The 26,462-nt window shown below is 71.1% G+C and carries 28 protein-coding genes; 14 read left to right on the top strand and 14 right to left on the bottom strand.

The window, feature by feature from the left end:
* Positions 1-6: 6 nt before the first annotated feature.
* On the bottom strand, positions 7-672 hold the full coding sequence (locus ABZ434_RS21085) for an O-methyltransferase (RefSeq protein WP_359138900.1): 666 nt from the start codon (positions 670-672) through the stop codon (positions 7-9).
* 182 nt (positions 673-854) lie between these two features.
* On the opposite strand from ABZ434_RS21085, the gene sigE reads away from it, so the two are divergent.
* From sigE to ABZ434_RS21060, 5 genes are all read left to right on the top strand, one after another.
* Positions 855-1,616, top strand: a complete 762-nt coding sequence (gene sigE, locus ABZ434_RS21080) for an RNA polymerase sigma factor SigE (protein ID WP_359138852.1) — start codon at positions 855-857, stop codon at positions 1,614-1,616.
* Complete coding sequence (locus ABZ434_RS21075) at positions 1,613-2,596, top strand: zf-HC2 domain-containing protein (RefSeq protein ID WP_359138849.1); 984 nt, start codon at positions 1,613-1,615, stop codon at positions 2,594-2,596. The genes sigE and ABZ434_RS21075 overlap by 4 nt, the downstream gene beginning before the upstream one ends.
* Before the next feature lie 123 nt (positions 2,597-2,719).
* The gene (locus ABZ434_RS21070; protein WP_359138846.1) at positions 2,720-4,417 is read left to right on the top strand and encodes a trypsin-like peptidase domain-containing protein; all 1,698 of its coding nucleotides are present in this window, start codon (positions 2,720-2,722) and stop codon (positions 4,415-4,417) included.
* Between the two features lie 99 nt (positions 4,418-4,516).
* Positions 4,517-4,993, top strand: a complete 477-nt coding sequence (locus ABZ434_RS21065; RefSeq protein ID WP_359138845.1) for a sec-independent translocase — start codon at positions 4,517-4,519, stop codon at positions 4,991-4,993.
* Between the two features lie 118 nt (positions 4,994-5,111).
* Positions 5,112-5,768 carry a hypothetical protein gene (locus tag ABZ434_RS21060; protein WP_359138842.1) on the top strand — a complete coding sequence of 219 codons (657 nt, stop codon included), beginning with the start codon at positions 5,112-5,114 and terminating at the stop codon, positions 5,766-5,768.
* Between the two features lie 76 nt (positions 5,769-5,844).
* On the opposite strand, the gene ABZ434_RS21055 is transcribed toward ABZ434_RS21060, so the two are convergent.
* The 3 genes from ABZ434_RS21055 to ABZ434_RS21045 are packed head-to-tail and all read right to left on the bottom strand — an operon-like array spanning position 5,845 to position 8,841.
* Entirely contained in the window at positions 5,845-6,978 is a 1,134-nt protein-coding gene (locus ABZ434_RS21055) for an Mrp/NBP35 family ATP-binding protein (RefSeq protein ID WP_359138839.1), read from the bottom strand.
* A gap of 44 nt (positions 6,979-7,022) precedes the next feature.
* A complete protein-coding gene (locus ABZ434_RS21050) occupies positions 7,023-7,577 on the bottom strand; it encodes a DUF1003 domain-containing protein (RefSeq protein WP_359138836.1) in 555 nt (184 codons plus the stop codon).
* Positions 7,567-8,841: a CBS domain-containing protein gene (locus ABZ434_RS21045; RefSeq protein WP_359138833.1), complete on the bottom strand. Its 1,275-nt coding sequence runs from the start codon at positions 8,839-8,841 to the stop codon at positions 7,567-7,569. The genes ABZ434_RS21050 and ABZ434_RS21045 overlap by 11 nt, the downstream gene beginning before the upstream one ends.
* A gap of 205 nt (positions 8,842-9,046) precedes the next feature.
* On the opposite strand from ABZ434_RS21045, the gene ABZ434_RS21040 reads away from it, so the two are divergent.
* Positions 9,047-9,829 carry a hypothetical protein gene (locus ABZ434_RS21040; RefSeq protein WP_359138830.1) on the top strand — a complete coding sequence of 261 codons (783 nt, stop codon included), beginning with the start codon at positions 9,047-9,049 and terminating at the stop codon, positions 9,827-9,829.
* Here the strand turns inward: ABZ434_RS21040 and ABZ434_RS21035 are convergent, their stop codons facing one another.
* Both ABZ434_RS21035 and ABZ434_RS21030 read right to left on the bottom strand, forming a co-directional pair.
* A complete protein-coding gene (locus tag ABZ434_RS21035) occupies positions 9,830-10,348 on the bottom strand; it encodes a hypothetical protein (RefSeq protein ID WP_359138827.1) in 519 nt (172 codons plus the stop codon).
* A 33-nt stretch (positions 10,349-10,381) separates the two neighbouring features.
* Entirely contained in the window at positions 10,382-11,503 is a 1,122-nt protein-coding gene (locus ABZ434_RS21030; protein WP_359138824.1) for a magnesium and cobalt transport protein CorA, read from the bottom strand.
* A 410-nt stretch (positions 11,504-11,913) separates the two neighbouring features.
* Between ABZ434_RS21030 and ABZ434_RS21025 the strand changes: the two genes are divergently transcribed.
* The gene (locus ABZ434_RS21025) at positions 11,914-12,498 is read left to right on the top strand and encodes a suppressor of fused domain protein (protein WP_359138821.1); all 585 of its coding nucleotides are present in this window, start codon (positions 11,914-11,916) and stop codon (positions 12,496-12,498) included.
* Between the two features lie 71 nt (positions 12,499-12,569).
* Here the strand turns inward: ABZ434_RS21025 and ABZ434_RS21020 are convergent, their stop codons facing one another.
* A complete protein-coding gene (locus ABZ434_RS21020; RefSeq protein ID WP_359138818.1) occupies positions 12,570-13,802 on the bottom strand; it encodes an MFS transporter in 1,233 nt (410 codons plus the stop codon).
* A gap of 157 nt (positions 13,803-13,959) precedes the next feature.
* Here ABZ434_RS21020 and ABZ434_RS21015 point away from each other — a divergent pair, with 157 nt between their 5' ends.
* From ABZ434_RS21015 to ABZ434_RS21005, 3 genes are all read left to right on the top strand, one after another.
* Positions 13,960-14,604, top strand: a complete 645-nt coding sequence (locus ABZ434_RS21015) for a DUF6758 family protein (RefSeq protein WP_359138815.1) — start codon at positions 13,960-13,962, stop codon at positions 14,602-14,604.
* A 76-nt stretch (positions 14,605-14,680) separates the two neighbouring features.
* Entirely contained in the window at positions 14,681-15,547 is an 867-nt protein-coding gene (locus ABZ434_RS21010; RefSeq protein WP_359138812.1) for a PHP domain-containing protein, read from the top strand.
* A gap of 169 nt (positions 15,548-15,716) precedes the next feature.
* Entirely contained in the window at positions 15,717-16,322 is a 606-nt protein-coding gene (locus ABZ434_RS21005; RefSeq protein WP_359138809.1) for a MarC family protein, read from the top strand.
* Between the two features lie 94 nt (positions 16,323-16,416).
* Here ABZ434_RS21005 and ABZ434_RS21000 read toward each other — a convergent pair whose 3' ends face one another.
* Positions 16,417-16,569, bottom strand: a complete 153-nt coding sequence (locus ABZ434_RS21000; protein ID WP_177328023.1) for a hypothetical protein — start codon at positions 16,567-16,569, stop codon at positions 16,417-16,419.
* A 223-nt stretch (positions 16,570-16,792) separates the two neighbouring features.
* On the opposite strand from ABZ434_RS21000, the gene ABZ434_RS20995 reads away from it, so the two are divergent.
* Positions 16,793-17,680: an NYN domain-containing protein gene (locus tag ABZ434_RS20995; RefSeq protein WP_359138806.1), complete on the top strand. Its 888-nt coding sequence runs from the start codon at positions 16,793-16,795 to the stop codon at positions 17,678-17,680.
* Positions 17,681-17,721: 41 nt separating this feature from the next.
* Here the strand turns inward: ABZ434_RS20995 and ABZ434_RS20990 are convergent, their stop codons facing one another.
* Positions 17,722-18,567, bottom strand: coding sequence for an alpha/beta hydrolase (locus ABZ434_RS20990; protein ID WP_359138804.1), 846 nt, complete (start codon positions 18,565-18,567; stop codon positions 17,722-17,724).
* 100 nt (positions 18,568-18,667) lie between these two features.
* A complete protein-coding gene (locus ABZ434_RS20985; RefSeq protein WP_359138801.1) occupies positions 18,668-20,665 on the bottom strand; it encodes a DEAD/DEAH box helicase in 1,998 nt (665 codons plus the stop codon).
* 475 nt (positions 20,666-21,140) lie between these two features.
* Between ABZ434_RS20985 and ABZ434_RS20980 the strand changes: the two genes are divergently transcribed.
* Positions 21,141-21,875: a ferritin-like fold-containing protein gene (locus ABZ434_RS20980; RefSeq protein WP_359138798.1), complete on the top strand. Its 735-nt coding sequence runs from the start codon at positions 21,141-21,143 to the stop codon at positions 21,873-21,875.
* A gap of 23 nt (positions 21,876-21,898) precedes the next feature.
* Here ABZ434_RS20980 and ABZ434_RS20975 read toward each other — a convergent pair whose 3' ends face one another.
* From ABZ434_RS20975 to ABZ434_RS20960, 4 genes are all read right to left on the bottom strand, one after another.
* Positions 21,899-22,168, bottom strand: coding sequence for a hypothetical protein (locus ABZ434_RS20975; RefSeq protein WP_359138795.1), 270 nt, complete (start codon positions 22,166-22,168; stop codon positions 21,899-21,901).
* A gap of 313 nt (positions 22,169-22,481) precedes the next feature.
* Entirely contained in the window at positions 22,482-22,709 is a 228-nt protein-coding gene (locus tag ABZ434_RS20970) for a DUF3107 domain-containing protein (RefSeq protein WP_024490505.1), read from the bottom strand.
* Between the two features lie 130 nt (positions 22,710-22,839).
* On the bottom strand, positions 22,840-23,481 hold the full coding sequence (locus ABZ434_RS20965) for a TetR/AcrR family transcriptional regulator (protein WP_328896205.1): 642 nt from the start codon (positions 23,479-23,481) through the stop codon (positions 22,840-22,842).
* A gap of 168 nt (positions 23,482-23,649) precedes the next feature.
* Complete coding sequence (locus tag ABZ434_RS20960) at positions 23,650-23,865, bottom strand: hypothetical protein (protein WP_359138791.1); 216 nt, start codon at positions 23,863-23,865, stop codon at positions 23,650-23,652.
* Positions 23,866-24,008: 143 nt separating this feature from the next.
* Here ABZ434_RS20960 and ABZ434_RS20955 point away from each other — a divergent pair, with 143 nt between their 5' ends.
* Complete coding sequence (locus ABZ434_RS20955; RefSeq protein WP_359138788.1) at positions 24,009-24,974, top strand: alpha/beta hydrolase; 966 nt, start codon at positions 24,009-24,011, stop codon at positions 24,972-24,974.
* Positions 24,959-26,392: a DUF3152 domain-containing protein gene (locus ABZ434_RS20950; protein ID WP_359138785.1), complete on the top strand. Its 1,434-nt coding sequence runs from the start codon at positions 24,959-24,961 to the stop codon at positions 26,390-26,392. Before ABZ434_RS20955 ends, ABZ434_RS20950 begins: the two co-directional genes overlap by 16 nt.
* The last annotated feature ends 70 nt before the right edge of the window (positions 26,393-26,462 follow it).

Raw genomic sequence — 26,462 nt, 5'->3', positions numbered from 1 at the left:
CGAGGCTCAGCCCCGGCGCACCGCGCAGAGGAGGCCGTCTCCCACCGGGAGCAGCGTCGCCATCAGCTCCTGGCTCTCGCGGACCGCGCGCAGCAGCTCACGCAGGCGCAGTACCTCGGCGGGCTGGGCGGCCGAGTCGACCGTACGGCCGTCCGCGAAGACACCCTCGAAGCAGACCAGGCCGCCGGGCCGCAGCAGGCGCAACGATTCAGCGAGACAGTCCAGGCTCTCCAACCGGTCGCCGTCGCAGAACACGAGGTCGTAACCGCCGTCCGCCAGCCGGGGGAGCACGTCGAGGGCGCGGCCGGGGATGAAGCGGGCGCGATTGGCGGCGAAGCCGGCCGCGCGGAACGCCTCACGGGCGAACTGCTGGCGCTCGGGTTCCGGGTCGACCGTGGTCAGCACCCCGTCGGGACGCATGCCCTGCAGCAGATAGAGGCCGGACACGCCGGTGCCGGTGCCGATCTCGGCCACCGCTTTGGCGTCCGTCGTGGCAGCCAGCAGGCGCAGCGCTGCGCCGGTGCCTGGTGACACCGAGCGGAGTCCCGCGTCCCGTGCCCGGTCCCGGGCCCAGCGCAGTGCTTCGTCCTCGGCGACAAAGGCGTCGGCGAACGCCCAGCTCGTCTGCCGGTTGGCGGTGATGACCCTCTCCTGTCCCCGTAGTTGGCGCAACGGTGACTGTATCCGCTGCACCCGGGAACCCGCAGATGGGACCGGGCGTTAAGGAAGGACAGGGGAAAGCACGTGGATCGGGCCCGCAGACCGGGCCCGGGACCGGCAGGCAGGCGATTCCCGGGGAGACCCCCGGCCCCAGCAGGAAAAAGGCTTATCCGGAGCTAACGGGCGAGGTGGCTATGGTAGGGGCTCCACTGGACACCACCAGAGCCGACAGGGGAGGTGCGGCTGCGCCTGTGGATCGGGGAGGAGTGCTGAGGCGCTTTCTCAGGTCGGCGGGTGAGCCGAAATCCGTGACCAACATTGCTGACCGTTCTTCCAACGACTCCGCAACGACCGCGACGTTCGCCTCGGATGCGGAATCCCAGGCGTGGACGCCGCCCTCATGGGAAGAGATCGTCAGCACGCACAGCGGTCGTGTCTACCGCCTTGCCTATCGCCTGACGGGTAACCAGCACGACGCCGAGGACCTCACCCAGGAGGTCTTCGTCCGGGTGTTCCGTTCGCTGTCGACGTACACGCCGGGCACCTTCGAGGGCTGGCTGCACCGCATCACGACCAATCTGTTCCTGGACATGGTCCGTCGCAAGCAGCGCATCCGCTTCGACTCCCTCGGGGACGACGCGGCGGAGCGGCTTCCGAGCCGCGAGCCGTCGCCCCAGCAGGTCTTCAACGACACCCACTTCGACGCGGACGTCCAGCAGGCGCTGGACACCCTCGCGCCCGAATTCCGGGCCGCGGTCGTGCTGTGCGACATCGAGGGTCTTTCGTACGAGGAGATCGCCGCGACACTCGGCGTGAAGCTCGGCACCGTGCGCAGCCGTATCCACCGCGGGCGCTCGCACCTGCGCAAGGCGCTGCAGCACCGCTCGCCCGAGGCCCGTGCCGAGCAGCGGTCGCTGGCGGGCGCCCTCGTGTCAGGGGAGGGAGGCACGGCGTGAGTGGCACAGGTCCGACCTCCGCGGAACAACACCTGGGGGACCGCCTCGCCGCGCTTGTCGACGGCGAGCTGAAGCACGACGCCCGCGACCGGGTGCTCGCCCACCTCGCGACCTGCGCCAAGTGCAAGGCCGAGGCTGCCGCCCAGCGGCGTCTGAAGAGTGTCTTCGCGCAGTCGGCCCCGCCCTCACCCTCCGAGGGGTTCCTTGCCAGGCTCCAGGGCCTTCCCGGCGGACCGGGTGGTGACGACGACACCTGGGGAAGACCCGGTGACCCGGGACGCTTCGGGGACGGCGTGTTTCCCGTGATGCGTCCCTCCGGCAGCCGGGCGGAATCACCGTCGGACGGCTCCCTGCCGTCCACCTTCGGCTACCTCCCGGCGCTGCACGGTTCGACCGCGGTGATGCCCGCCGCACAGGCCGGTTCCGTCTTCCGGATCCACGAGGTCGGCCGTGAGGGCGACCGCTCGCCCTGGCGCGGACGCCGGTTCGCCTTCGCCGCCGCCAGTGCCGTCTCGCTCGCCGCCATCGCACTCGGCGGCGCCCTGCCGACGGACTCCGCGACCGAGATCCCCACGCGCGCCGAGGGCCCTGGCAGCACCGTCGCCCCGCTCGACGCCGACGCCCGCGCCCAGAGCGGTGCCGTCAGCCGTCGCGGCGGCGGCAGCCACGGCACGCTCGCCGCGGCCGGCGCCGACCACCCGTTCTCGCTCGCGGTGAACGCCGCGCCGCTGACGTTCTCCGCGGCGCCCTCCCTCCTCGGCAGCGGCGGTCTCGACGGGAATCCGTTCGCGCTTCCCGTGCAGACCACCGTGTCCGCGCCGTCGCTGATACGTCCCGACGCGAGCAATCCGCTGGTCGCCCGGACCCTCGGCAGCGGAATCTCCCCGGCGCCCTCCGCGGACCCGTCCCGGACCCCGACCACGGCCGCCGGAGCGGCGGCCACCGCCCAGCACGGCCTGCCCCTTTCGCCCCGTCACTGATGACGGTGTCCGTACGGGACTGCGCAGGTCATCCGTAAACCTGGTTGAATTCCGGCAGGATTTTCCGGAGGGGCGCCCCTGTGCGGGCGCGCAGAGGCCGGTCGCGGCAGTTGCGGGGAGAACATGGACGACGGGAAGACCACCGAGCCGAAGGCGAAGTGGTGGAGCCGGCCCACGCCGGGGCGCGGCACGCGCACGGCGTCCCAGGAGCCGTCGCCCGTCGAGGACGCGTGGCCCCCGGCCGTCGCCCCGGCCGCAGGAGAGACACCGCAGGACGCGCCGCACGAGGCCGCCGCAGCCGAGCCCGGGACAGCCGAGACCGCGCACCAGGCGACCGAGGCCGCGCCGCAGGCCCCGCAGCCGCTCCATGAGCCCGACCAGTACAGCACCCCGCCCTACGGCGGCCCCGGCCCCTGGGCGCCCGCACCGCCGGTGCAGCGCCCGACCCCGGCGCACGGCACCCCCGTGCCCCCGCCCTACGCGGGGACGAACGGCTCCGGCATGACGCTCCCGCCCGCCCCGGCCCCCGCGCCCGCCTTCCAGGCCCCGCCGCCGCACCCGCAGGCCGCCCACCCGCAGCCCCAGGCGCCGCACTCCCCGCCGCACCCCCGACCCGCCTCGCCGCAGTGGCTCCAGTACGACCCCTGGGGCGCGCCCCGGCAGCCGCTCATCACGCAGCCCGGTCCGCCGCCCGGCCCCGACGGCCGCCGGAGGAACCGGCGCGGACCGGTCCTCGTCGGCGCGCTGCTCCTCGCCCTGGTGGCGGGCGGTATCGGTGGCGGCATCGGCGCCTACATAGAGCGCAACGGCGGCCTCACCGCGGTCGAACTGCCCCAGGACGAGAGGAACGGCGGCGGTCGCGCCCCCGACAGCGTCGCGGGCATAGCGGCGAGCGCCCTGCCCAGCGTGGTCACGCTGCACGTCAGCGGCTCCGCCGAATCGGGCACCGGCACCGGCTTCGTCCTGGACGACCGGGGCCACATCCTGACCAACAACCACGTGGTGGCCCCGGCCGGTTCCTCCGGTGAGATCACCGTGACGTTCAGCGGCGGAGAGACAGCGAGCGCCGAGATCATCGGCAAGGACAGCGGCTACGACCTGGCCGTGGTCAAGGTCAGCGGCGTCTCCGGGCTGAAGCCCCTGCCCCTCGGCAACTCCGACAACGTGCAGGTCGGAGACCCGGTGGTGGCCATCGGCGCACCCTTCGACCTGTCCAACACCGTCACGTCCGGCATCATCAGCGCCAAGGACCGTCCGATCACCGCGGGCGGCGAGAAGGGTGACGGCAGCGACATCAGCTACGTCGACGCGCTGCAGACCGACGCCCCGATCAACCCGGGCAACTCCGGCGGCCCGCTGGTGGACACCGACGCGCACGTGATCGGGATCAACAGCGCCATCCGCGCCGCCGACAGCGGTTCGACGACGGAGGGCGGCCAGGCAGGTTCCATCGGGCTCGGCTTCGCCATCCCGATCAACCAGGGCAAGCGCGTGGCCGAGGAACTGATCAACACCGGGAAGGCCACCCACCCGGTGATCGGCGTGAGTCTGGACATGAAGTACACGGGGGACGGCGCCAAGGTCGGGTCCGGGGGAGCCGACGGCAAGTCCTCCGTCACCGCGGGAGGCCCGGGGGCGAAGGCGGGCATCCAGCCGGGTGACGTCATCACCGAAGTGGACGGCAGGCGGGTGCACAGCGGGGAGGAGCTGATAGTGAAGATCCGCTCGCACCGGCCGGGTGACCGGCTGGAGCTCACGCTGACCCGGGGTGGTAAAGACCTGTCCATGTCTTTGACACTCGGCTCGGCGACGGGCACGTGACAGCCATGGGGAGCTACCGCCCGGACAGTTTCGCCGGGTACCGTGGGCCGGGTCGAGACCTCATCCGACCTGGTCGCGGAGAACACGAGGAGCCGCAAGGTGTTCAATGACATAGGCCCACTCGAGCTGGTGGCGCTCGCCATCATCGGCGTACTCGTCTTCGGACCGGACAAGCTCCCCAAGGTCATCCAGGACGCCTCGCGCTTCATCCGCAAGATCCGGGAGTTCTCGGAGAGCGCCAAGGAAGACATCCGTACGGAGCTCGGCCCGGAGTTCAAGGACTTCGAGTTCGAGGACCTCAACCCCAAGACGTTCGTCCGCAAGCAGCTCATGGACGGCAACGACGACCTGGGGCTGAAGGAGATCCGGGAGAGCTTCGACCTGCGCAAGGAGGTCGCCGAGGTCACCGACGCGGTGAACGGGCGCGAGACCTCCGCCGTCGAGGCGAAGAGCGGCGTGTCGGGCGCTTCCACGGTCACCGCGGCCAACGGCTCGGCGGGCGCTCCCGACCTGCTCAAGAAGCGTGAGCAGCCCACGAAGACCGACCCCCCGCCGTTCGACGCCGACGCCACCTGACACCCGTCAATCCCGACTCGTCCGGACGGTATGGCTATTCTCCATCTGTCCGGTTGTGAGTACGCCCGCGGGGGGCGGGCCGCTCCGGACCTTGATGACGGAGGAGGCGGCCGGGCAGATGGAGACAACGAGTCGGGTGGGCGCGGATGGTGCGCCGGACACAGCCACGGCGGAGGGGGTGCCGGCGGCCCGGCTCACGGTCGACGGCTATCTGCAGGCGTCGTTCCCCTGGTACGGACTGGACGAGGCCTTCACCGGGCGCCGCTGGCTGATGCAGGTGGGCACCGCCGCGGACGGCACGGTGCAGCACGGCTCCACCGGTCACGGTGACGAGCCATCGGTACGGGGCGAAGCCGGCGCGGACAAGCAGCGCTTCGCGGTGGTCGTGACCGTGGCCAGCAGCCCGGTACGGCGCAGCGGCGACGGCACGGGGGTCCTGGACGCGACGACGGTCTCCTCCGCGGCCTGGCTGGCGGGCTCGGGCCTGCTCGCCTACACGTGGCCCCCGCAGCTGGACCACACCCTGCGCGACGACTGGCTGGACCAGCAGACGGAGACGGCGTTCGAGCTCGCCGACGACCTGGAGGGCCCCGCCTGGTCGGCGCTGTCGCTGCCGGTCGACGGCGTGCCGGTGCCCTTCCACTACCGCGAGTCCGAATTCGGCTGGGTGCTCGCGGGGTCCGCGCACGGCGTGCACATCGGGGCGTACGGACGCGGCATGAGCGCGTACGGGCTCGGATTCTCGGTCGTCGAGGACATCGCGTCGTACGCGTAGTCGCCGACGGGATCATCAGCGACGCGCAAGGTGCCGGGACCGACGGGTCCCGGCACCTTGCACGTCGTGCCCGCGGTCAGAACTTGTTGCGCGGGGTGATGCCCAAGGACATGCCGGACAGGCCGCGCTGACGGCCGCCCAGCTTGTCCGCGATGGAGCGCAGGGCCTTGCCGGCCGGGGAGTCGGGGTCGGACAGCACGACCGGCTTGCCCTCGTCGCCGCCCTCGCGCAGCCGTACGTCGATGGGGATGGAGCCCAGTACGGGTACCTCGGCGCCGACGGTCTTCGTCAGCCCCTCGGCCACCCGCGCGCCACCGCCCGAGCCGAACACGTCGACCATCTCGTCGCAGTGCGGGCACGGCATGCCCGACATGTTCTCGACGACGCCGACGATCTTCTGGTGGGTCTGGACGGCGATGGAGCCGGCCCGCTCGGCCACCTCGGCCGCGGCCTGCTGCGGGGTCGTGACGACCAGGATCTCCGCGTTCGGCACCAGCTGCGCCACGGAGATCGCGATGTCGCCCGTGCCCGGCGGCAGGTCGAGCAGCAGGACGTCCAGGTCGCCCCAGTACACGTCGGCGAGGAACTGCTGGAGTGCGCGGTGCAGCATCGGGCCACGCCACACCACCGGGGCGTTGCCCGGGGTGAACATGCCGATGGAGATGACCTTCACCCCGTGCGACGAGGGCGGCATGATCATGTTCTCGACCTGGGTCGGCTTGCCGTCCGCACCGAGCATCCGAGGCACGCTGTGCCCGTAGATGTCCGCGTCCACGACACCGACCTTGAGCCCGTCGGCCGCCATCGCGGCCGCGAGGTTCACCGTCACCGAGGACTTGCCGACGCCGCCCTTGCCGGAGGCCACCGCGTACACCCTGGTCAGCGAACCGGGCTTGGCGAACGGCACCTCGCGCTCCGCCGTGCCCCCGCGCAGCGAGGACGCGAGCTCCTTGCGCTGCTCGTCGCTCATGACGTCGAGCGTGACCTCGACGCGGGACACTCCCTCGACGCGGGCGACCGCGTCCGTCACGTTCTTGGTGATCGTCTCGCGCATCGGGCAGCCGGAGACGGTGAGATACACCGTGACAGCGACCACACCGTCAGGATCGATCTCGACCGATTTCACCATGCCCAGCTCGGTGATCGGGCGGTGGATCTCCGGGTCGTTCACTGTCGCCAGTGCCTCAAGCACCGCGTCTTCCGTAGCCATACGGACGATGGTACGGCGCTCGGTCCTACGCGTGGGTAGCCCCGTCAGCGGTCTTCGTCACTCTCGGCGGACCGCAGGACCCGCCGGTCGTCCAGGTCCTTCACCAGGTCCTCCAGTTCGGAGCGGATCCAGTCGCGGGTGGCGACCTCCCCGAGGCCCATCCGCAGGGCCGCGATCTCCCTGGTCAGGTACTCGGTGTCGGCGATGGAGCGCTCGTTCTGCTTGCGGTCCTGTTCGTGGGTGACCCGGTCGCGGTCGTCCTGCCGGTTCTGCGCGAGCAGGATCAGCGGGGCCGCGTAGGAGGCCTGGAGCGAGAGCATCAGGGTCAGGAAGATGAACGGGTACTCGTCGAACCGCAGCGGCTCGGGCGCGAAGATGTTCCACACCACCCACAGGATGATGATCAGCGTCATCCAGACGATGAACCGCCCGGTGCCCAGGAAGCGCGCGATGCGCTCCGAGAAGCGGCCGAACGCCTCGGGGTCGTACTCCGGCAGCAGACGCCGGCGCGGGGCCTTCGGCAGATCGAGCCGGGCCCGGGGGGCGCGGGTCAGCGCCGTCGAGCCGTTCGACGCCCTGGAGCGGTCCTCACCGGTCACCGGGCACCCCCTCGCGGCCGTGGAAGTCGGTCTCCCGCCAGTCGTCGGGCAGCAGGTGGTCCAGGACGTCGTCGACCGTCACCGCGCCCAGCAGCGAGCCGCTCTCGTCGACCACGGGGACCGAGACCATGTTGTACGCCGCCAGATAGCTCGTCACCACCGACAGCGGGGTGTCCGGGGGCAGCGCCACGAGGTCGCTGTCGACGATCGAGCTGACCAGGGTGAACGGCGGGTCGCGCAGCAGCCGCTGGAAGTGCACCGTGCCCAGGTACTTGCCCGTCGGCGTCTCGTCCGGCGAGCGGCACACGTACACCTGCGCGGCGAGCGCGGGGGAGAGGTCCGACTGGCGTACCCGGGCGAGCGCGTCGGCCACCGTCGCGTCCGGACGCAGGATGATCGGCTCGGTGGTCATCAGACCGCCCGCGGTCCGCTCCTCGTACGACATGAGGCGCCGCACGTCGGCCGCGTCGTCCGGACGCATCAGCGTCAGCAGCCGCTCCTTGTCCGCCTCGGGCAGCTCGGAGAGCAGGTCGGCCGCGTCATCGGGGTCCATGGCCTCCAGGACGTCCGCGGCGCGCTCCTCCTTGAGCTTGCCGATGATCTCCACCTGGTCGTCCTCGGGGAGCTCCTCCAGGACGTCGGCGAGCCGGTCGTCGTCCAGGGCGGCGGCGACCTCCGCCCTGCGCTTCGGAGACAGGTGGTGCAGGGCGTTGGCCACATCGGTGGGGCGCAGCTTCTCGAACGTGGCGACGAGCGATTCCGCGCCCTGCCCGTGCTCCTCCAGCGAGAAGCCGCTGACCGCCGACCACTCGACGGTCAGGGTCTCGCCCTTGCGGCGCAGCGCCCCGCCCCTGCCCTTGCGGACGAAGTACTTGTCGATCTCCCAGTCGCGACGGGCCGGGAGCTGCTGGATGGCCACGTCCAGGATGGTGACCTCCTCGCCGGTCTCCACCAGGCTGACCCGCCGGTCGAGGAACTCGCCGAGCACCAGGCGTTCGGTGGGCCGCTGTTCGAAGCGCCGCATGTTGACCACGCCGGTGGTGATGACCTGTCCCGACTCGATTCCTGTCACCCGGGTCATCGGGAGGAAGATCCGGCGCCGGCTCACCACCTCGACGACGATGCCGAGCAGCCGGGGCGGCCGGCCGCCGACCCGGAGCATCGCGACCAGGTCGCGGACCCGGCCCACCTGATCGCCGTTGGGATCGAAGACGGGTACGCCGGACAGGTGCGAGACGAAGACGCGGGGCGTGCCTGGGGCCATGCGTGCGCCTCCTCGTTCCGCCGACGCTCTGACGCATCCGGTCTGTTCCGACAGCTCTTGCACCCTTATGACGTGATCAGGCTAGCCCGTGCCGCTCCGTGGCGCCCCGGCGAGCCGTCCGTAAGGCTCTCTGCCGGAAGACGTAGGCCGCACGGGTACGCTGCCGTCTGCCACCCCCGCCATGCAGATGAGAGGCAGTGCGCCTGTGACCTCTTTCGTCCCGCCCGTCCGGGCTCGCCGCCGGACCGCCACCCTCGCCCTCGTGCTCTGCGCCGGGCTGACCGCGGGCCTGACCGCGTGCGCGGGTGAGGATCCGGACGAGGGGACCAACGGCATCGGCAGACTGACCGGTCCGGAGATCGAGAAGAAGGCCCGGACGGCGGCGGGCTCCGCCGACGCGGTCCGGCTGGCCGGCACGCTGGTGAGCAAGGGCGGCACGTACAAGATCGACATGAAACTGAAGGACAAGGGCGGTGCCGGCTCCGTCACCTCGAAGAACAGCACCTTCGAGCTGCTGCGGATCGGTGACGAGCTCTATCTCAAGGCCGGCGCCGGCTTCTGGAACCACGACGACGAGAAGTCGGGCGCCGGGCGGACGGGCGACGCGGGCGGCGCGGCCGCCGACAAGCTGGACGACAAGTACGTGAGGGTCCCCGAGGACGATCCCACGTACAAGCAGCTGCGCGGCTTCACGGACAAGAAGGTGCTGCTGGACGGGATGCTCACGCTGCACGGCAAGGTCGGCAAGGGCGACCGCGACAAGGTCGGCGGGGTGCGCACCGTCCGGATCCTGGGCGGTCAGGGGGAGGGCGGCGCCCTCGACGTGTCCCTGGAGGGCACCCCGTACCCGCTGAGCTTCGCGCGCGGCGGCGGCGGGGGCGTCGTGACGCTCGCCGACTGGGGCAAGGACTTCGCGCTGGCGGCCCCGGCGGAGGACGAGACGGTCGACTACGGGCAGCAGCTGCCGAAGTCGTCCTCCTCCTCGTAGCTACGGCCTGTGCAGCGACCGCTTCAGCAGCCGCGGAAGCCCGGCCGGCACCGGCAGCCGTGTGGTCGCGGTGGTGGGCAGCGGAGCGGCCGCCCCCGAGGTGTCGGGCAGGTCCGTCCGGGAGTCGAGCGGTGTCAGCCGGAGGATCCGGCACTCGCGCGCCCACCGTTCGGGCATCTGCTCGGCGTCCGGTGCGTTGAGCCGTTTGCCCTTGAGCTCGGCGACCGCGGCCTCCCACTCCTCGGAGTGCGGGGCCAGCTGCCCCACCGAGGCCGACCAGGCGACGAGCCGGCCGCCCTTGTCCTTGCTGCGGACGGTCACCTCAGCGGTGGCCCCGTCGGTGAGCCCGGCCGGGAGCGGCTGCTCGCCGGGGCCGTCCCCGACGAGATGCGCCGCTCCCTCGTGCCACACATGCCACAACGCCCGCGCGGGACCGGTGCCGCGCACCCAGATGAGGCCCGACTTCTTGGTGGCCTCCTCGACGAGGGCCGGCCCGAGCAGCGTGTCAGCAGCAGTCATGGGCCAGAGCTTAGAGGGTCCCGCCCACCGGGATCAGAGCCAGCCGTTGCGCTTGAGCATGCGGTGGATGGAGAAGCAGACCACACCGATGAAGCCCAGCACCATCGGGTAGCCGTACGTCCAGCGGAGTTCCGGCATGTGCTTGAAGTTCATGCCGTAGACGCCGCAGATCATCGTCGGTACGGCGATGATGGCCGCCCAGGACGTGATCTTGCGCATGTCCTCGTTCTGCGCGACGGTCGCCTGCGCCAGGTTGGCCTGGAGGATCGAGTTCAGCAGTTCGTCGAAGCCGATGACCTCTTCCTGCACCCGGACCAGGTGGTCGGCGACGTCCCGGAAGTACTTCTGGATGTCCGGGTCGATCAGCCGCATCGGCCGCTCGCTGAGCAGCTGCATCGGGCGCAACAGGGGGGAGACGGCCCGCTTGAACTCCAGCACCTCGCGCTTCAGCTGGTAGATCCGGCCGGCGTCCGAACCGCGCGGGCTGCCCTTGTCCGGGGTGGAGAAGACCTCGATCTCGACCTCGTCGATGTCGTCCTGCACCGCCTCCGCCACCGCGATGTACCCGTCGACGACATGGTCGGCGATGGAGTGCAGGACCGCGGAAGGGCCCTTGGCGAGCAGTTCGGGGTCGTCCTGCAACCGGTGGCGCAGCGCGCGGAGCGAGCCGTGGCCGCCGTGCCGCACGGTGATGACGAAGTCCCGGCCGGTGAAGCACATCACCTCGCCGGTCTCGACGACCTCGCTGGTCGCGGTCAGCTCGGCGTGCTCGACGTAGTGGATCGTCTTGAAGACGGTGAACAGGGTGTCGTCGTACCGCTCCAGCTTCGGCCGCTGGTGGGCGTGGACGGCGTCCTCCACCGCGAGCGGGTGCAGCCCGAACTCCCGGGCGATCCCGGCGAACTCCTCCTCGGTCGGTTCGTGGAGGCCGATCCAGGCGAAGCCGCCCTTCTCCCGTACGCGCAGCATCGCCTCGTGCGGCGTACGGCAGGTGCCGTCCTCCTCGGCGATGCGGCGGCCGTCGCGGTAGACCGCGCAGTCGACGACCGCGCTGGAGGCGGACGGGTCGCGCGTGGTGTCGTAACCGCTGTGCAGGGTGTTGGTCTTGCGCAGGGACGGGCGCACCACAGCGCGCAGGTCACGGATCATCGACATGGCTGGCTCCTTCACGGAGGGCCGTCTGCGCAGGCGTGGAACAGCCCGGAATGGGGACGTGGGCTCACGTCCGCAAAGCGGGCGGCACCGCGGAGGCACGACGACGGCGTTCGCTACAGACAGGCAAAAAAGGAGTGCTCTTCCGTCGTGCGAAATGCCGGAGGCTTTGACCGAGAAGGCGTCAGATCACAGAAGAAAGGTGTCGAGCGGAAGAGCGGTTGGTACTGCACGGTCGACTTGGATCCACCGCAGCCCCACCTCCTCCGGTCGGTCCCCCGTAGGGGATGACGTTTCGTCGGGACTTGAGAGCGACGCTTCTGCGTGCTGTCCCGACCGGCACCCCAGGCTAGCAGCCGGTACAGGGCCAATCCCTTACTTTGCCCGTTCCATACGCGTCCTATGCTCGCGGCATGGCAGAAATTCTTGCTCTGGTCGAGGCACGTCTGCGGACGGCCCTGGGTGAACCGGACGCACGCGCAGCAGTGACGTTTCTCGGGACGGACCGCATCGAGGTGCTCCGGTTCATCGACGGAGACGTGGTGAGGTACGCCACCCTCGGCATGTCCGCCCAGCCGATGGCCGATCCGACCGCCACGCTCGCCGACCCGGTCAAGGGCCCGCGCGCCGAGCTGGTCCTCTCGGTACGGGCCGGCCTCGCCGACACCGACCAGGTGCTGCGCAAGCTCGCCGTGCTGGCGGCCTCGCCGCAGGTGGAGGGGGTCGTCGTGGCGCCGGGCGCCTCCCTGGACGTGGGTGAACCGCTGTGGCCCGGGGCGCCGTTCAGCTCCGTGCTGGTGGCCGGGTCCGGGGGGCTGGTGGAGGACCTGGAACTGGACGAGCCGCTGGAGCCGGTGCGCTTCCTGCCGTTGCTGCCGATGACGCACAACGAGGCGGCCTGGAAGCGGGTCCGGGGCGGGCAGGAACTCCAGGAGCGCTGGCTCGCGCAGGGGACGGATCTGCGGGATCCGCTGCGGGCCTCGGCCGCCCTGGACTGAGACGAACGGAACACGAGGGCCCCGCCCACGGCCGGGAGTCGTGTGCGGGGCGTTGCGGGCGGTGGGGGTGGTCAGTTGGCGAAGACCGTGACGCCGTCCTCGGTGGCGTGCTTCGGCTCCAGCTCCTCGGCCTCGTGCGTCAGGGCCGAGCGCCGGACCCGGACCACGAGCGCACCGACGACGGCGGCGACGGCGGCGACCACGAACGGGATGTGGATGTTGCTCCACTCCTCGATCTTCGGGGCCAGGTAGGGCGCGGCGGCGGCCGCGAACCAGCGGACGAAGTTGTAGCCCGCGCTGGCCACCGGGCGCGGCGCGTCCGAGACGCCGAGCGCCAGCTCCGTGTAGACGGTGTTGTTCATGCCGATGAAGGCGCCGGAGACGATGGTGCAGACGATCGCCGTCGTGTGGTTGCCGTACCCGAGGATCACCAGGTCCGCGGCGAGCAGCACAAGCGAGGCGCCGACCACCTTGAGCGAGCCGAAGCGCTTCTGCAGCCGCGGCGCGACGAGCACCGAGAAGACCGCCAGCAGCAGGCCCCAGGCGAAGAAGACGGCGCCGGACTTGTACGGGGTCATGTTCAGCACGAACGGCGTGAACGCCAGGATCGTGAAGAACGCGTAGTTGTAGAAGAACGCCGAGGTCGCGACGGAGGCGAGGCCGCGGTGGCCGAGCGCCTTGAGCGGGTCGAGCAGGGACGTCCTGCGCGCCGGCCGGGGCTGCTCCTTCAGGAACGCGGTGATGCAGACGAAGCCGATCGCCATCAGTGCGGCCGTCCCGAAGAACGGGTAGCGCCAACTGGCGTCACCGAGCAGCGCCCCGAGCAGCGGCCCGCAGGCCATGCCGAGGCCGAGCGCCGATTCGTAGAGCAGGATCGCCGCCGAGCTGCCGCCCGCCGCGGCGCCCACGATCACGGCGAGTGCCGTCGAGACGAAGAGGGCGTTGCCCAGGCCCCAGCCGGCCCGGAAGCCGACGAGTTCGGCGACGGAGGACGAGGTGCCGGAGAGCGCGGCGAAGACCACGACGAGCGCGAGACCGGCCAGCAGCGTCTTGCGTCCCCCGATGCGGCTGGAGACGAAGCCGGTGACGAGCATCGCGACGGCCGTGATCAGGAAGTACGAGGTGAACAGCAGGGAGACCTGGCTCGGGGTCGCCTCCAGCCCCTTCGCGATGGACGGGAGAATCGGGTCCACCAGACCGATTCCCATGAACGCGACCACGGAAGCGCCCGCCGTGGCCCAGACGGCCTTCGGCTGGCGCAGGATGCTCGCCGTTCCCTGTTCGAACGGATCCTCTCCCTGCATGGGACTTCTCGCTCTCCACTAGACCGGTGTGTTGTCCACAGAATAAGTTAGAGCGCCTAATAAGTGCAAGTTACATCTAAATTCCCTGGTCGGAGCCACGCTGCGGAAGGGTGATCGTCCTTGACGCGGAGACGGCCGGGGAGGACCGTTGGTCGCTATGAGGGGCGAACCCAGTTGCCCGAAGTGCGGAGGCCGGGTCAAGGCGCCCGGTTTCTTCGACGACACCTGGCAGTGCGACATGCACGGCAGCGTGTATCCGATGCAGCCGGTCATCCCGCCCAGCGTCGAAGCGCTCGGAGTGGTGGTGCACCGCGCCCAGGTGCCCGTGTGGATGCCCTGGCCGCTGCCGGTCGGCTGGCTCTTCACCGGAGTCGCGGCTGTGGGGGACGACCGCAGCGGCGGCCGGGCCACCGCCCTTGCCTGCTCCGGGCCGGGGCCGCTCGGCGGGATCGGTGAACTGCTGCTCGTGGCGGAGGAGCTCGGTGTCGGACTCGGGGCGCGGTTCGCCGGGATCGACGGGCCCGATCCCGGCCCACTGCTCCGGGTCGACGGTCCGCCGGACGTCAAGGTGCTCGCGGCCGGCCGGCCGACCCCGCTCTGGCATGTGAAGGACGCCCCCGCCGACCGGGCCGTCTTCGCCGGTGAGGCGCGCGGGCTCTGGCTCTGGGCGATCGTCTGGCCCGAGCAGTCGGGCCTCCTGATGTACGACGAGCTGGTGCTCACCGATCTGCGCGACGCCGGGGGAGAGGTCGAGCTGGTGCCCTGCGGCGCCCTCACGCCCCGCCTGCTGACGGGACCCTGAGCGGGCCGGGAGGGGGCCGTGCGCCGGTTATCCTTGAGCGTTCCCCACCCGACCGCGAGCATCTGGAGTACGTGTCGTGCGCATCGACCTGCACACCCACTCCACCGCGTCGGACGGCACGGACACCCCCGCCGAGCTGGTGCGCAACGCCGCCGCCGCCGGGCTCGACGTCGTCGCACTCACCGACCACGACACCGTCCGCGGCCACGCCGCGGCGAAGGCCGCGCTCCCCGAGGGCCTCACGCTGGTCACCGGTGCCGAGCTGTCCTGCCGCATCGACGGCGTGGGCCTGCACATGCTGGCGTATCTCTTCGATCCCGACGAGCCCGAACTGGCGCGCGAGCGCGAGCTGGTGCGCGACGACCGGGTGCCGCGCGCGCGGACCATGGTGCGCAAGCTGCGCGAACTGGGCGTCCCGGTCGAGTGGGAACAGGTCGCACGCATCGCCGGGGACGGCTCGGTCGGGCGGCCGCACATCGCCACCGCGCTCGTCGAGCTCGGCGTCGTCGAGACCGTCTCCGACGCCTTCACGCCGGAGTGGCTCGCCGACGGCGGGCGCGCGTACGCGGAGAAGCACGAACTCGACCCCTTCGAGGCGATCCGGCTGGTCAAGGCCGCCGGCGGCGTCACCGTCTTCGCTCATCCCGCCGCCGTCAAGCGCGGCGAAGTGGTCCCCGAGTCCTCGATCGCGAAGCTCGCCGCCGCGGGGCTCGACGGTATCGAGGTCGACCACATGGATCACGACGAGCCCACCCGGGCCCGGCTGCGTGGACTCGCCCGCGAGCTCGGCCTGCTCACGACCGGGTCCAGCGACTACCACGGCAGCCGCAAGACCGTGGCGCTCGGCGAGTACACCACCGACCCGGAGATCTACGGCGAGATCACCCGGCGCGCCACGGGAGCCTTCCCGGTGCCGGGCGCCGGCGGACCCCTCGCTCCGTAACGGCCCACGCGCCACCCCTCACGTCCACGCCCCGCCGCCGCGCGCGGCGTGACGCCGCTCGTCCCCACGCACCGCCCCCCGCCGTGACTGTCGTGCGCCGCGCCACGGTTGCGGGCAGGGCGTGCGCTCCTCCCCGCCGCATTTCCGCTCTCTCCTCGCAAGGCTCACTGTGTTCGACGTCGCTGTGTTCGGATCCCTTTTTCTCACCCTTTTCGTGATTATGGATCCGCCCGGGATCACCCCGATCTTCCTCGCCCTCACCGCGGGCCGCCCCGCCAGGATGCAGCGCAGAATGGCGCTGCAGGCGGTCGCCGTCGCCTTCGGCGTCATCGCCGTCTTCGGGCTGCTCGGCCAGCAGATCCTGGACTACCTGCATGTCTCCGTCCCCGCGCTGATGATCGCGGGCGGACTGCTCCTGCTGCTGATCGCGCTCGATCTGCTGACCGGCAAGACCGACGAGCCGACGCAGACCAAGGACGTCAACGTGGCACTCGTCCCCCTCGGTATGCCGCTGCTCGCCGGTCCCGGAGCGATCGTCTCGGTGATCCTCGCCGTGCAGCACGCCGACACGGTCGGCAGCCAGGTCTCGGTCTGGACGGCGATCATCGTCATGCACGTCGTGCTCTGGCTGACCATGCGCTACTCGCTGCTGATCATCAGGGTCATCAAGGACGGCGGGGTCGTGCTGGTCACCAGGCTTGCCGGGATGATGCTGTCCGCCATCGCCGTCCAGCAGATCATCAACGGCGTCACCCAGGTCATCCAGAACGCCTGAGCGCGCCCCGGGCACCACAGCGCCCCCGCACGGACCATCCGTGCGGGGGCGCTTCGTCTTTGTACGTCGGCGTCTCTACTGCGTCGGCAAGGTGTTACGAAGCCGAGGTTTCGGCCGGGCGGATATAGATGCGCTGGCCGATTGCTGCGGCCTGCTGCACGATCCGGTTGACGGAGGCGGCGTCCACGACGGTGCTGTCCACGGCGGTACCGTCGACATCGTCGAGTCGCATGATCTCGAAGCGCATATGGCTTCCCTTCGTCTGATCCTCCTGCTGGAGAACTACTGGGAGGACGGGTGGCCCGTCCGCAAGGATGTGGAGCGCACGGGCATCCCTGCCCCGCGCCCCACGGTGGTTACAACGGCTTGCTCCCTGCAATCATTCCCTACGCTAAGGAAATTTTTTGGATGTCTAAGTACCAGCAGGTAACCGAGCAGGCGCGGACCACGGCTCCCGCGACGAGGCCCGCATGAACGAGGCAGAGACCGCCGATCGTCTGGACCGCACCAACGAACTGCTGCTGCGGATGCTCGCCGAGGTGTCGAAGACCCCGTCGACCCACGCGATCTTCGTGGACGCGGGCTACGTGTACGCCGCGGCCGGGCTGCTCGTCACCGGCACCGAGGACCGGCGTTCCTTCGACCTCGACGCCGAAGGGCTGATCGAGGCCTTCATCGACAAGGCCCGCACCATCTTCGCGGACAGCAGACTGCTGCGCGTGTACTGGTACGACGGCGCCAGGCGCCGGATCCACACCGTCGAGCAGCAGTCCATCGCCGAACTCCCCGACGTCAAGGTCAGGCTGGGCAACCTCAACGCCAACAACCAGCAGAAGGGCGTCGACTCACTCATCCGCACCGACCTCGAATCCCTCGCCCGCCACCGTGCCATCAGCGACGCCGCCCTGGTCGGCGGAGACGAGGACCTGGTGTCGGCCGTCGAGGCCGCGCAGGGGTACGGGGCCCGGGTCCACCTGTGGGGCATCGAGGCCGCGGAAGGACGCAACCAGGCCGAGCCGCTGCTCTGGGAGGTGGACAGCCAGCGGACCTTCGACCTCGACTTCTGCCGCCCGTACGTGACCAGGCGGCCCGTCACCACCTACGAGGAGGACACCCCCGCGCCCTCGCGCGACGACGTCCGCTTCGTCGGTGCGCAGATCGCCGCCACCTGGCTCTCCGCCCGTGGCCGGGAGTCCCTGGCCGACCTGCTGCCGGGACATCCGTACCTGCCGGGCTCGGTCGACCAGGACCTGCTGGTCGAGGCCGAACGGCTGCTCCAGCACTCGCTGCGTGGCCACGCCCATCTGCGCAGGGCGCTGCGTGACGGCTTCTGGCAGCATCTCCAGGCGCAGTACTGACCCAGCTGCCGCCCCCGGGGTGCCGCCGCCCTCCGGGCTGCCTACAGACCGTCCCAGAAGGAGACGAGCGCGGCCGCCGTCGGCTCCGGCCGGTCCGTGTTGGGGGAGTGTTCGGCGCCCTCGATCCGGGTCCGGCGTGCGCCGAGGCGTACCGCCGTCTCGTCGAGCAGTCGCACCGGCCAGACGTCGTCGCGCTCGCCGGAGATCACATGGACCGGCAGCCCCGTGGCGGCCAGCTCGGCCACCCGGTCCGGTTCGGTCGCCAACTGCCGGCCGGTGGCGATCAACTGCGCGGGGTGGTGACACAGCCAGCGCCGCCGCAGGTCCTCGCCGCCCGTCTCCGCCTCGGCCGGCGGATCGAGGGCGCGCATGGCGGACCAGACGTCGTCCATGCTCATCGTGGCGAGCGCGTCCCCGAGGATCTTCAGCTTGACCTGCTGGGCCTCGACGACCTCGGCGGGCCCCGAGGACATCAGCGTGAGCGAACGGAACGGCGCGGGGTCCAGGAGCACGGCTGCGCGCGCGATCTGCCCGCCGAGTGAGTGGCCGAGCAGGTCGACCGCGCCGTCCCCGAGACCGAGGGCGGCGGTCTGCGCGAGTACATCAAGAGCCAACTCGCTCTGGGCGTACGTCTCCTGACGGTCCGTCCCTTGCGTCTCGTACTGGCCGCGCCCGTCGACCGTGACGGCGCGGTAGCCGGCGTCGGCGAGCGGTTGCAACAGTGCGATGAAGTCCTCCTTGCTGCCGGTGAACCCGGGAAGGAGGAGCACGGTGCCCCGCTCTGGCGTACGCGGTACGGCGTCCAGAACGGCGAAGTCCCCGCGCTCGGTGTGCAGGGCGCGGGGGCGGGCGCAGGGCGGCGGAATGAAGGTGGGTGGCCTGCTCATGGCACGAGGTTACGGCCGTGGGCGAGGTCCGTCATGCCGGGGAACGCCGGACGGGCCCGAGGTGATCCCTCGGGCCCGTCCGGTGATCGTCGACGCGTGCTCAGCCCTCGGACTTGGCGGCAGCCGTCCGCGGGGCCCGGCGGCGGCGCGGCTTGGCCTCGCCCTCGGCGACCGGGGCCTGAGCCACGGCCTCCGCCTTCGGCTTCGCGGCCGCACGGGGACGGCGGCGCGTCCTGGAGTCCGGCTCGGGCTCGGCGATCGGCGCGATCTGGAAGTCGACCTCGTCCGCGGCGGGCTTGATCACCCGGGCGCGACGGCGCGGCGCGGTGACCGTCGCCTCGGCTGCGGGCTCGGCCACCGGAGCGGTCTGGAAGTCGGCCTCCTGCGTCACCGGCTTGACGGCCCGGGCGCGGCGACGACGCGGCTTCGCCTCGGCCGCCGGCTCGGCGGCCTCGATCTCGGCCTCGATCACGACCTCGGCCTTCGCGGCCCTGGTCCTGGTCCGCTTCTTCGGCTCGGTGACCGGCTCCGCCTCGGGCTGGGCGTCGATCACGACCTCGGCCTTGGCAGCCCTGGTCCTGGTCCGCTTCTTCGGCTCGGGTGCGGTCTCGGGCTCGGTCTCGACGACGACGGCCGGAGCCTCGGCCACGGCCACCGCCGCCTCGGCTGCGACGTCCGCGGCGCCGACCCGGCCGCGCCTGCGGCGGCGCGGGGTGCGCGGCTCGGACGGGCCTTCAACGGCGTCGGGAGCCTCGGTGATCTCCGTGGCGGGCGCGGGCACCGTCACGGCGTTCTCCTCCGCGCTCGAACCGCCCCGGGTGCGACGACGCTGACGCGGCGTCCGCGGGGGGCGCTCCTCGCGGACGGCGGGGGCCGCCGCGGCGGCGGACTTGCGGCCGCGGCCGCCCGTCTCGCCGAGGTCCTCGATCTCCTCGGCCCGCAGGCCCGCACGGGTCCGCTCGGTGCGCGGCAGGACACCCTTGGTGCCGGCCGGGATGTCGAGCTCCTCGTACAGGTGCGGCGACGTGGAGTACGTCTCCGGCGGGTCCGGGAACTTCAGGTCCAGGGCCTTGTTGATCAGCTGCCAGCGCGGGATGTCGTCCCAGTCGACCAGCGTGATCGCGATGCCCTTGGCGCCCGCACGGCCGGTCCGGCCGATCCGGTGCAGATAGGTCTTCTCGTCCTCGGGCGACTGGTAGTTGATGACGTGGGTGACACCCTCGACATCGATACCGCGGGCCGCGACGTCGGTGCAGACGAGCACGTCGACCTTGCCGTTGCGGAAGGCGCGCAGCGCCTGCTCGCGGGCGCCCTGGCCGAGGTCGCCGTGGACCGCGCCGGAGGCGAAACCGCGCTTCTCCAGCTGCTCGGCGATGTCGGCCGCGGTGCGCTTGGTGCGGCAGAAGATCATCGCGAGTCCGCGGCCGTTGGCCTGCAGGATGCGCGACACCATCTCGGGCTTGTCCATGTTGTGCGCGCGGTAGACGTACTGCGCGGTGTTCTTGACGGTCGTGCCCTCGTCGTCGGGCGACGTGGCGTTGATGTGCGTCGGCTGCGACATGTAACGGCGCGCGAGGCTGATGACCGCGCCCGGCATGGTCGCCGAGAACAGCATCGTCTGGCGCTTCGCGGGCAGCATCGTGATGATGCGCTCGACGTCGGGCAGGAAGCCCAGGTCGAGCATCTCGTCGGCCTCGTCGAGGACGAGGGCGCGGACCCGCGACAGGTCCAGCTTGCGCTGGCCCGCCAGGTCCAGCAGCCGGCCCGGGGTGCCGACGATCACGTCGACGCCCTTCTTGAGGGCCTCGACCTGGGGCTCGTACGCCCGGCCGCCGTAGATGGCGAGAACGCGGACGTTCCGCACCTTGCCGGCGGTCTGCAGGTCGTTGGTGACCTGCTGGCAGAGCTCGCGGGTCGGAACGACGATCAGCGCCTGCGGGGCGTCGGTCAGCTTCTCGGGCTGGGCCCGGCCCGCCTCGACGTCCGCGAGGACGGTGACGCGCTCCAGCAGCGGCAGGCCGAAGCCGAGCGTCTTGCCGGTGCCGGTCTTGGCCTGCCCGATGACATCGGAGCCGGAGAGCGCTACGGGGAGCGTCATCTCCTGGATGGGGAAGGGGGACGTGATGCCGACTGCCTCGAGGGCTTCGGCCGTCTCGGAAAGGATCCCGAGGTCTCGGAACGTAGTCAGGGTGCTGCCTCTTCTGTGAAACGCGGTCCGAGGCGAACGAAGGGGGTCGTACCGTGCCTGGGTTGGTCTTCCGGCCGTTGATGGGCCGGGTGGCGCGGGACCACTGCCGTCGCTCGAGCGCTCGTGCCGCTGAGGGGGCCCCTCATCTGCGGTCGTACGTGTCGTACGCACCGCGTGGAGGGCTGTCGGGTCGGAGCCGATCGGGCCACCGACCGGGCATCCTCATTCAATTTCGCGCAACGAGCAGTTGCAAAATGCTCAGTAAGCGCAATACCACTGTACCCCGGATCCGCGCATCTGTGTTGGGCGAATTCATCGGAACGGTGTGACGTCAGTCGGCGGCCGGACCCTTCCACCCCTCACCGGGCGGGCTATTCTGCGGTTCATGGAGACGCCTGACAACGCCACTGAAGCCCCCACATCCACCAGAATCGCCGACCAGGACTGGGCCACCGCGTCCGCCGAGCCGCAGTACCGGGCCGCCGTCGTCGACCTGCTGGGAGCACTCGCCTACGGGGAGCTGGCGGCCTTCGAGCGGCTCGCCGAAGACGCGAAACTCGCGCCGACCCTGGCCGACAAGGCGGAGCTGGCGAAGATGGCGTCCGCGGAATTCCATCACTTCGAGCGGCTGACGGACCGGCTGACCGCGATCGAGGTGGAGCCGACCGGCGCCATGGAGCCGTTCGCCAAAGCCCTCGACGACTTCCACCGCCAGACCGCGCCCTCGGACTGGCTGGAGGGCCTGGTGAAGGCCTATGTCGGCGACTCGATCGCCAGTGACTTCTACCGGGAGGTCGCGGCCCGGCTCGACTCGGACACCCGCTCCCTCGTCCTCGCCGTGCTCGACGACACGGGGCACGGCAACTTCGCGGTCGAGAAGGTGCGCGCCGCGATCGAGGCGGACCCGAGGCTCGGCGGACGGCTCGCGCTGTGGGCGCGCCGTCTGATGGGCGAGGCGCTCTCGCAGGCGCAGCGGGTGGTGGCCGACCGTGACGCGCTGTCGACCATGCTGGTGGGCGGGGTGGCCGACGGATTCGACCTGGCCGAGGTCGGCCGGATGTTCTCCCGGATCACCGAGGCGCACACCAAGCGGATGGCCGCCCTGGGGCTTGCTGCGTAGCGCTCCCCCCGACCGCGGGGACGTCAGGCCGCCGCCGACCGCCTGAGCCGGCGGTTGCGCGGCCTCAGCAGCAGGGACAGCGTCACCGCGGAGATCAGCACCGAGCCCACCAGGGTGGCCGCCGCGTGGCCCGGCCCCAGCACCGAGTGGGTGAGACCGGCGCCGAACAGTGCTCCGAGCGCACCGGTGCCGAGCACGGCGCGGGCGGAGGGGAGCCGGGGGGACAGGGTGTGCAGGGCCGCCCAGGCGAGGGCGAGTCCCAGCACGACGGAGCCCAGGGTTTCCAAGATCACAGACGATCACCTCGCAGGTGGGAGGGCGGGCAAATCGGTCGTAGGCCGTACTACCCCCGGGCAGCGGAAGGCAATCCTCCCGTGGACAGGCTTAGCTCAGGCGCCGCACAGGAATGACGGCCTCGCCCACCCCGCCGTCCACGGCCGGAGCGTGTGCGCTCGCGCCTCGTGCGGCCGTCCGGATCCGTCCACGGCCGGAGCGTGTCCGTTCGCGCCTCGTGCGGCCGTCCGGACCTGCGGCACAACGGAAAGCGGCCCGGTGGGGAGAATCCCCACCGGGCCGCTTCCACGGTCTCTGTGTCCGTGCGTGCCGCTACAGCGCGCCGAACCCCACCCGTCGTGTGCTGGGCTCGCCGATCTCCACGTAGGCGATCCGGTCGGCCGGCACCAGGACCTTGCGGCCCTTCTCGTCCGTGAGGCTGAGCAGCTGCGCCTTGCCGGCGAGAGCCTCGGAAACCGCGCTCTCGACCTCTTCGGCGGAAAGCCCGCTCTCCAGAACGATCTCCCGGGGCGTGTGCTGCACCCCGATCTTGACCTCCACGGCTATGTCCCTCCGACGGTCATCCCTGCGCGGTGAACCGCGCCGTACGCAGCACACATTAGCCCGCTGAGGGGACGGGACAGGGCTCCACGGGCAACGCCCGCAGCGAACACCGGCTCCGGGCGCCCGCTCAGTGCTGATCGAGGCCGTGCAAGGGGAAGCCCGCGATGCCTCGCCAGGCCAGTGAGGTGAGGAGCTGAACCGCGGTGTCGCGCGGGATGGCGGACCGGCTGGAGAGCCAGTAACGGGCGACCACCTGGGACACCCCGCCCAGCCCGACCGCGAGCAGCATGGACTCTTCCTTGGACAGCCCGGTGTCACCCGCGATCACGTCGGAGATCGCTTCGGCGCACTGGAGCGAGACGCGGTCGACCCGCTCGCGCACGGCGGGCTCGTTGGTCAGGTCCGACTCGAAGACCAGCCGGAAGGCGCCGCCCTCGTCCTCGACGTACGCGAAGTAGGCGTCCATCGTGGCGGCCACGCGCAGCTTGTTGTCGGTCGTCGACGCCAGCGCCGTGCGCACCGCGAGCAGCAGCGACTCGCAGTGCTGGTCGAGCAGGGCCAGATAGAGCTCCAGCTTGCCCGGGAAGTGCTGGTAGAGCACCGGCTTGCTGACCCCGGCCCGCTCTGCGATGTCGTCCATCGCGGCGGAGTGGTACCCCTGCGCGACGAAGACCTCCTGTGCGGCACCCAGGAGCTGATTGCGTCGGGCGCGGCGGGGCAAACGAGTGCCCCGCGGGCGCGCCGCCTCGGTCTGCTCGATGGCTGTCACGCCGCCTCCCAAAATTGTGATCGGACCCAGCAGTTCCGTGCACGCTGCGCCATACCGACATCGTACTTTTGGGTAACCCTGGTATGCGCGGCGCGGACGCAGAATTTCACGGACCGGACGACTGCGGTAGCCGCAGATTCCGCACCCCCCGCCGCATAGCGGGGCGTATCAGCGGTAATCGTCCTCATCCTGTGGGACGACGCGGGCCTGCTCCGCCGCATCCGCCTCGTTCGCACCGTTCCGGTCAACATCCGTCAGCGGTTCGTCGTCCTCCGGACGCAGATCCGCGTGCTGCTCGGCGGCGTCCGCGTCGGGTGCCTCCTGGCTGGGCTCGTCCGGCTGCACGTTCTCGAAGCTCTCCGGGTCACCGGGGTCGACCGTCATGGTGACTCCCTTCCTTGCTCCGAGCCTAGGAGCTACCCCTCGAAGCCGCCATGCGGTCCGCGACGGCTACCCCTCGAAGCCGCCGTGCGGTCTGTGATGGCGAACACATGAACCACCGTGTGATCGTCTCGTAACATTGCCGCATGTCTTCGACCGAGCTGCCGGGAGTCCGTGCCGCCGCCGCAGCGGTGGCCCCCACGGTGAGCGCCGTCAGAGTCGCGGAGGGGGAGAGGCTTCGCTCCGTCACGCTGCCCGGGCTGACGCTGACCGTCCGTTCGAGGCCGCAGGAGCGGAGCGGACTGGCGCCCGCGCTCTTCGTGCACGGTCTGGGCGGCTCCTCGCAGAACTGGACGGCGCTGATGCCGCTGCTCCAGGACGTGCTGGACTGCGAGGCGGTCGACCTGCCCGGTTTCGGCGACTCCCCTCCGCCGGACGACGGCAACTACTCGGTCACCGGCCACGCCCGCGCGGTGATCCGCTTCCTCGACGCGGGGGAGCGGGGCCCCGTCCACCTGTTCGGCAACTCGCTGGGCGGCGCGGTGGCGACCCGGGTCGCGGCGGTCCGGCCCGACCTGGTGCGCACCCTGACCCTGATCTCGCCCGCGCTCCCGGAGATCCGGGTACAGCTGTCGGCCGCGCCGACCGCACTGCTCGCCGTTCCGGGAGTCGTCTCCCTGTTCGCCCGGATGACCCGGGACTGGAGCGCGGAACAACGCACCCGCGCAGTCATGGCACTCTGTTACGGCGATCCGGCACGTGTCTCCGCGGACGGCTTCCGTGAAGCGGTGGCCGAAATGGAGCGGCGGCTGGCGCTGCCTTACTTCTGGGACGCGATGGCGCGCTCGGCACGTGGCATCGTCGACGCGTACACACTGGGCGGGCAGCACGGGCTGTGGCGTCAGGCCGAGCGGGTGCTCGCACCGACCCAGCTCGTGTACGGCGGACGGGACCGGCTCGTCTCGTACCGGATGGCACGCAGGGCGTCCGCGGCCTTCCGCGATGCGCGACTGCTGACACTGCCCGACGCCGGGCACGTGGCGATGATGGAGTACCCGGAGGCGGTCGCCCAGGCGTTCCGGGACCTGCTCGACGAATGCGGCGGGAGCTGATCCGGGGCGTGGGACGACACAGCCGAAAGGGCCCTGCGCCCAGGGCGCCCGAGACAGGGCCCTTCGAGGCGAGCGCGGAAGCGGAGCGCGAGGGCGCCCGGCCCGCAGTCGGCAACGGCCGGCGCAGACGGCCGGGCGACGCGGCTCCCGGCACCGACGGCCACACGCCGTACCAGGGCACTCCCCAGGTGCGCGGCGGCCATCCCGAACAGCGTGAACCCGGCGGCGGATGGGGGACCGGGCCCATCGGGCGGTACGGCGATCGGCCGGCCCCGCCGCACGGCACGGGACCGGCCCGCGTCGGCAGCCAGGCCCAGGCGCCCGGACGGCCGCAGGGACCGCAGAACCCGCAGGGGCAGCGGGACCCGCAGGCGTCGCGGAACGCGCGGGAGACCGCTGCCAGGCCGCTGATACCGGGACCGCGGCGTGAGTTCGTCGAGGCGTTCGACAGCCCGTCGGCCCCGGCCGCCCCCCGGCGTCCGGCCGCGACTCCGCCCGGGCCGGCCGATCCGTACCGCTCCGTCACAGAGTGGGACGAGCGCCCGCCGGAGACGGACTCCCGAGCGGCTGCTCCCGCCGAAGAGGCCAAGGGCGCCACGGATGCCAAGGGCGGAAAGGGCCGTACCTTCACCGGTATCGCCGCGGCCGCCGTGACGACCGTGCTCGCGGTGATCGTGGCGGGCCAGGTCGCCCACGACAGCGGCAGCCGGTCCGGCGCCGCGCAGGCCGCCGGTGTGGACCGCGAGGGCGAGAGCGACACCTCACGCTCGGACACGCGGACGACGCCCGCTCCCGAGGCGGCGGCGGTCAAGCCCCTTTCGTACGAGCAGAAAATGGCCAAGGCCTATCCGCTGGCGCCGAAGCTGACCGCATCGGGGAAATTCGAGACGGTCGCCGGCACGGCGAAGGCCCCGGGCAAGGGGCACAAGTACCGCTACCGGATCGATGTCGAGCACGGGCTCGGTCTCGACTCCGCACTTTTCGCCCAGGCGGTCCAGAAAACCCTCAACGACGACCGCAGTTGGGCCCACGACGGCGACATGACCTTCGAACGGATCTCCACCGGTGAGCCGGACTTCGTCATCACGCTGGCCAGCCCCGGGACCACGGGCGAGTGGTGCGAGAAGTCGGGGCTGGACACGACCGAGGACAACGTCTCCTGTGACTCCGCCGCCACCGAGCGCGTGATGATCAATGCCTACCGCTGGGCCCAGGGCTCGTCCACCTTCGGGCCGGACAAGCTCTTCGCCTACCGCCAGATGCTGATCAACCACGAGGTCGGCCACCGGCTGGGCCACAACCATGTGAGCTGCGGCACGAAGGGTGCCCTCGCCCCGGTCATGCAGCAGCAGACCAAGTCGCTCGACATCGACGGCATCAAGTGCCGCCCCAACGCCTGGGTTTACCCGAAGGGTTGAGCCCGGCAGGGGGGATGTCGGGCTGACCGGTCGGCGGGTGCTTCCGTCCCGGTCGGGGCGGCCCTGCGCG

The sequence above is a fragment of the Streptomyces sp. NPDC005761 genome, assembly GCF_040630635.1.
GTDB lineage: Bacteria > Actinomycetota > Actinomycetes > Streptomycetales > Streptomycetaceae > Streptomyces.
This window is presented reverse-complemented; position numbering and strand designations above follow the sequence as displayed.

Coding starts and splice junctions, on each gene's coding strand:
- sigE (WP_359138852.1), top strand. CDS start 855: ATGGTAGGGGCTCCACTGGACACCACCAGAGCCGACAGGGGAGGTGCG.
- ABZ434_RS21070 (WP_359138846.1), top strand. CDS start 2,720: ATGGACGACGGGAAGACCACCGAGCCGAAGGCGAAGTGGTGGAGCCGG.
- ABZ434_RS21060 (WP_359138842.1), top strand. CDS start 5,112: ATGGAGACAACGAGTCGGGTGGGCGCGGATGGTGCGCCGGACACAGCC.
- ABZ434_RS21055 (WP_359138839.1), bottom strand. CDS start 6,978: ATGGCTACGGAAGACGCGGTGCTTGAGGCACTGGCGACAGTGAACGAC.
- ABZ434_RS21045 (WP_359138833.1), bottom strand. CDS start 8,841: ATGGCCCCAGGCACGCCCCGCGTCTTCGTCTCGCACCTGTCCGGCGTA.
- ABZ434_RS21035 (WP_359138827.1), bottom strand. CDS start 10,348: ATGACTGCTGCTGACACGCTGCTCGGGCCGGCCCTCGTCGAGGAGGCC.
- ABZ434_RS21030 (WP_359138824.1), bottom strand. CDS start 11,503: ATGTCGATGATCCGTGACCTGCGCGCTGTGGTGCGCCCGTCCCTGCGC.
- ABZ434_RS21025 (WP_359138821.1), top strand. CDS start 11,914: ATGGCAGAAATTCTTGCTCTGGTCGAGGCACGTCTGCGGACGGCCCTG.
- ABZ434_RS21020 (WP_359138818.1), bottom strand. CDS start 13,802: ATGCAGGGAGAGGATCCGTTCGAACAGGGAACGGCGAGCATCCTGCGC.
- ABZ434_RS21015 (WP_359138815.1), top strand. CDS start 13,960: ATGAGGGGCGAACCCAGTTGCCCGAAGTGCGGAGGCCGGGTCAAGGCG.
- ABZ434_RS21000 (WP_177328023.1), bottom strand. CDS start 16,569: ATGCGCTTCGAGATCATGCGACTCGACGATGTCGACGGTACCGCCGTG.
- ABZ434_RS20995 (WP_359138806.1), top strand. CDS start 16,793: ATGAACGAGGCAGAGACCGCCGATCGTCTGGACCGCACCAACGAACTG.
- ABZ434_RS20990 (WP_359138804.1), bottom strand. CDS start 18,567: ATGAGCAGGCCACCCACCTTCATTCCGCCGCCCTGCGCCCGCCCCCGC.
- ABZ434_RS20985 (WP_359138801.1), bottom strand. CDS start 20,665: ATGACGCTCCCCGTAGCGCTCTCCGGCTCCGATGTCATCGGGCAGGCC.
- ABZ434_RS20980 (WP_359138798.1), top strand. CDS start 21,141: ATGGAGACGCCTGACAACGCCACTGAAGCCCCCACATCCACCAGAATC.
- ABZ434_RS20960 (WP_359138791.1), bottom strand. CDS start 23,865: ATGACGGTCGACCCCGGTGACCCGGAGAGCTTCGAGAACGTGCAGCCG.
- ABZ434_RS20955 (WP_359138788.1), top strand. CDS start 24,009: ATGTCTTCGACCGAGCTGCCGGGAGTCCGTGCCGCCGCCGCAGCGGTG.
- ABZ434_RS20950 (WP_359138785.1), top strand. CDS start 24,959: ATGCGGCGGGAGCTGATCCGGGGCGTGGGACGACACAGCCGAAAGGGC.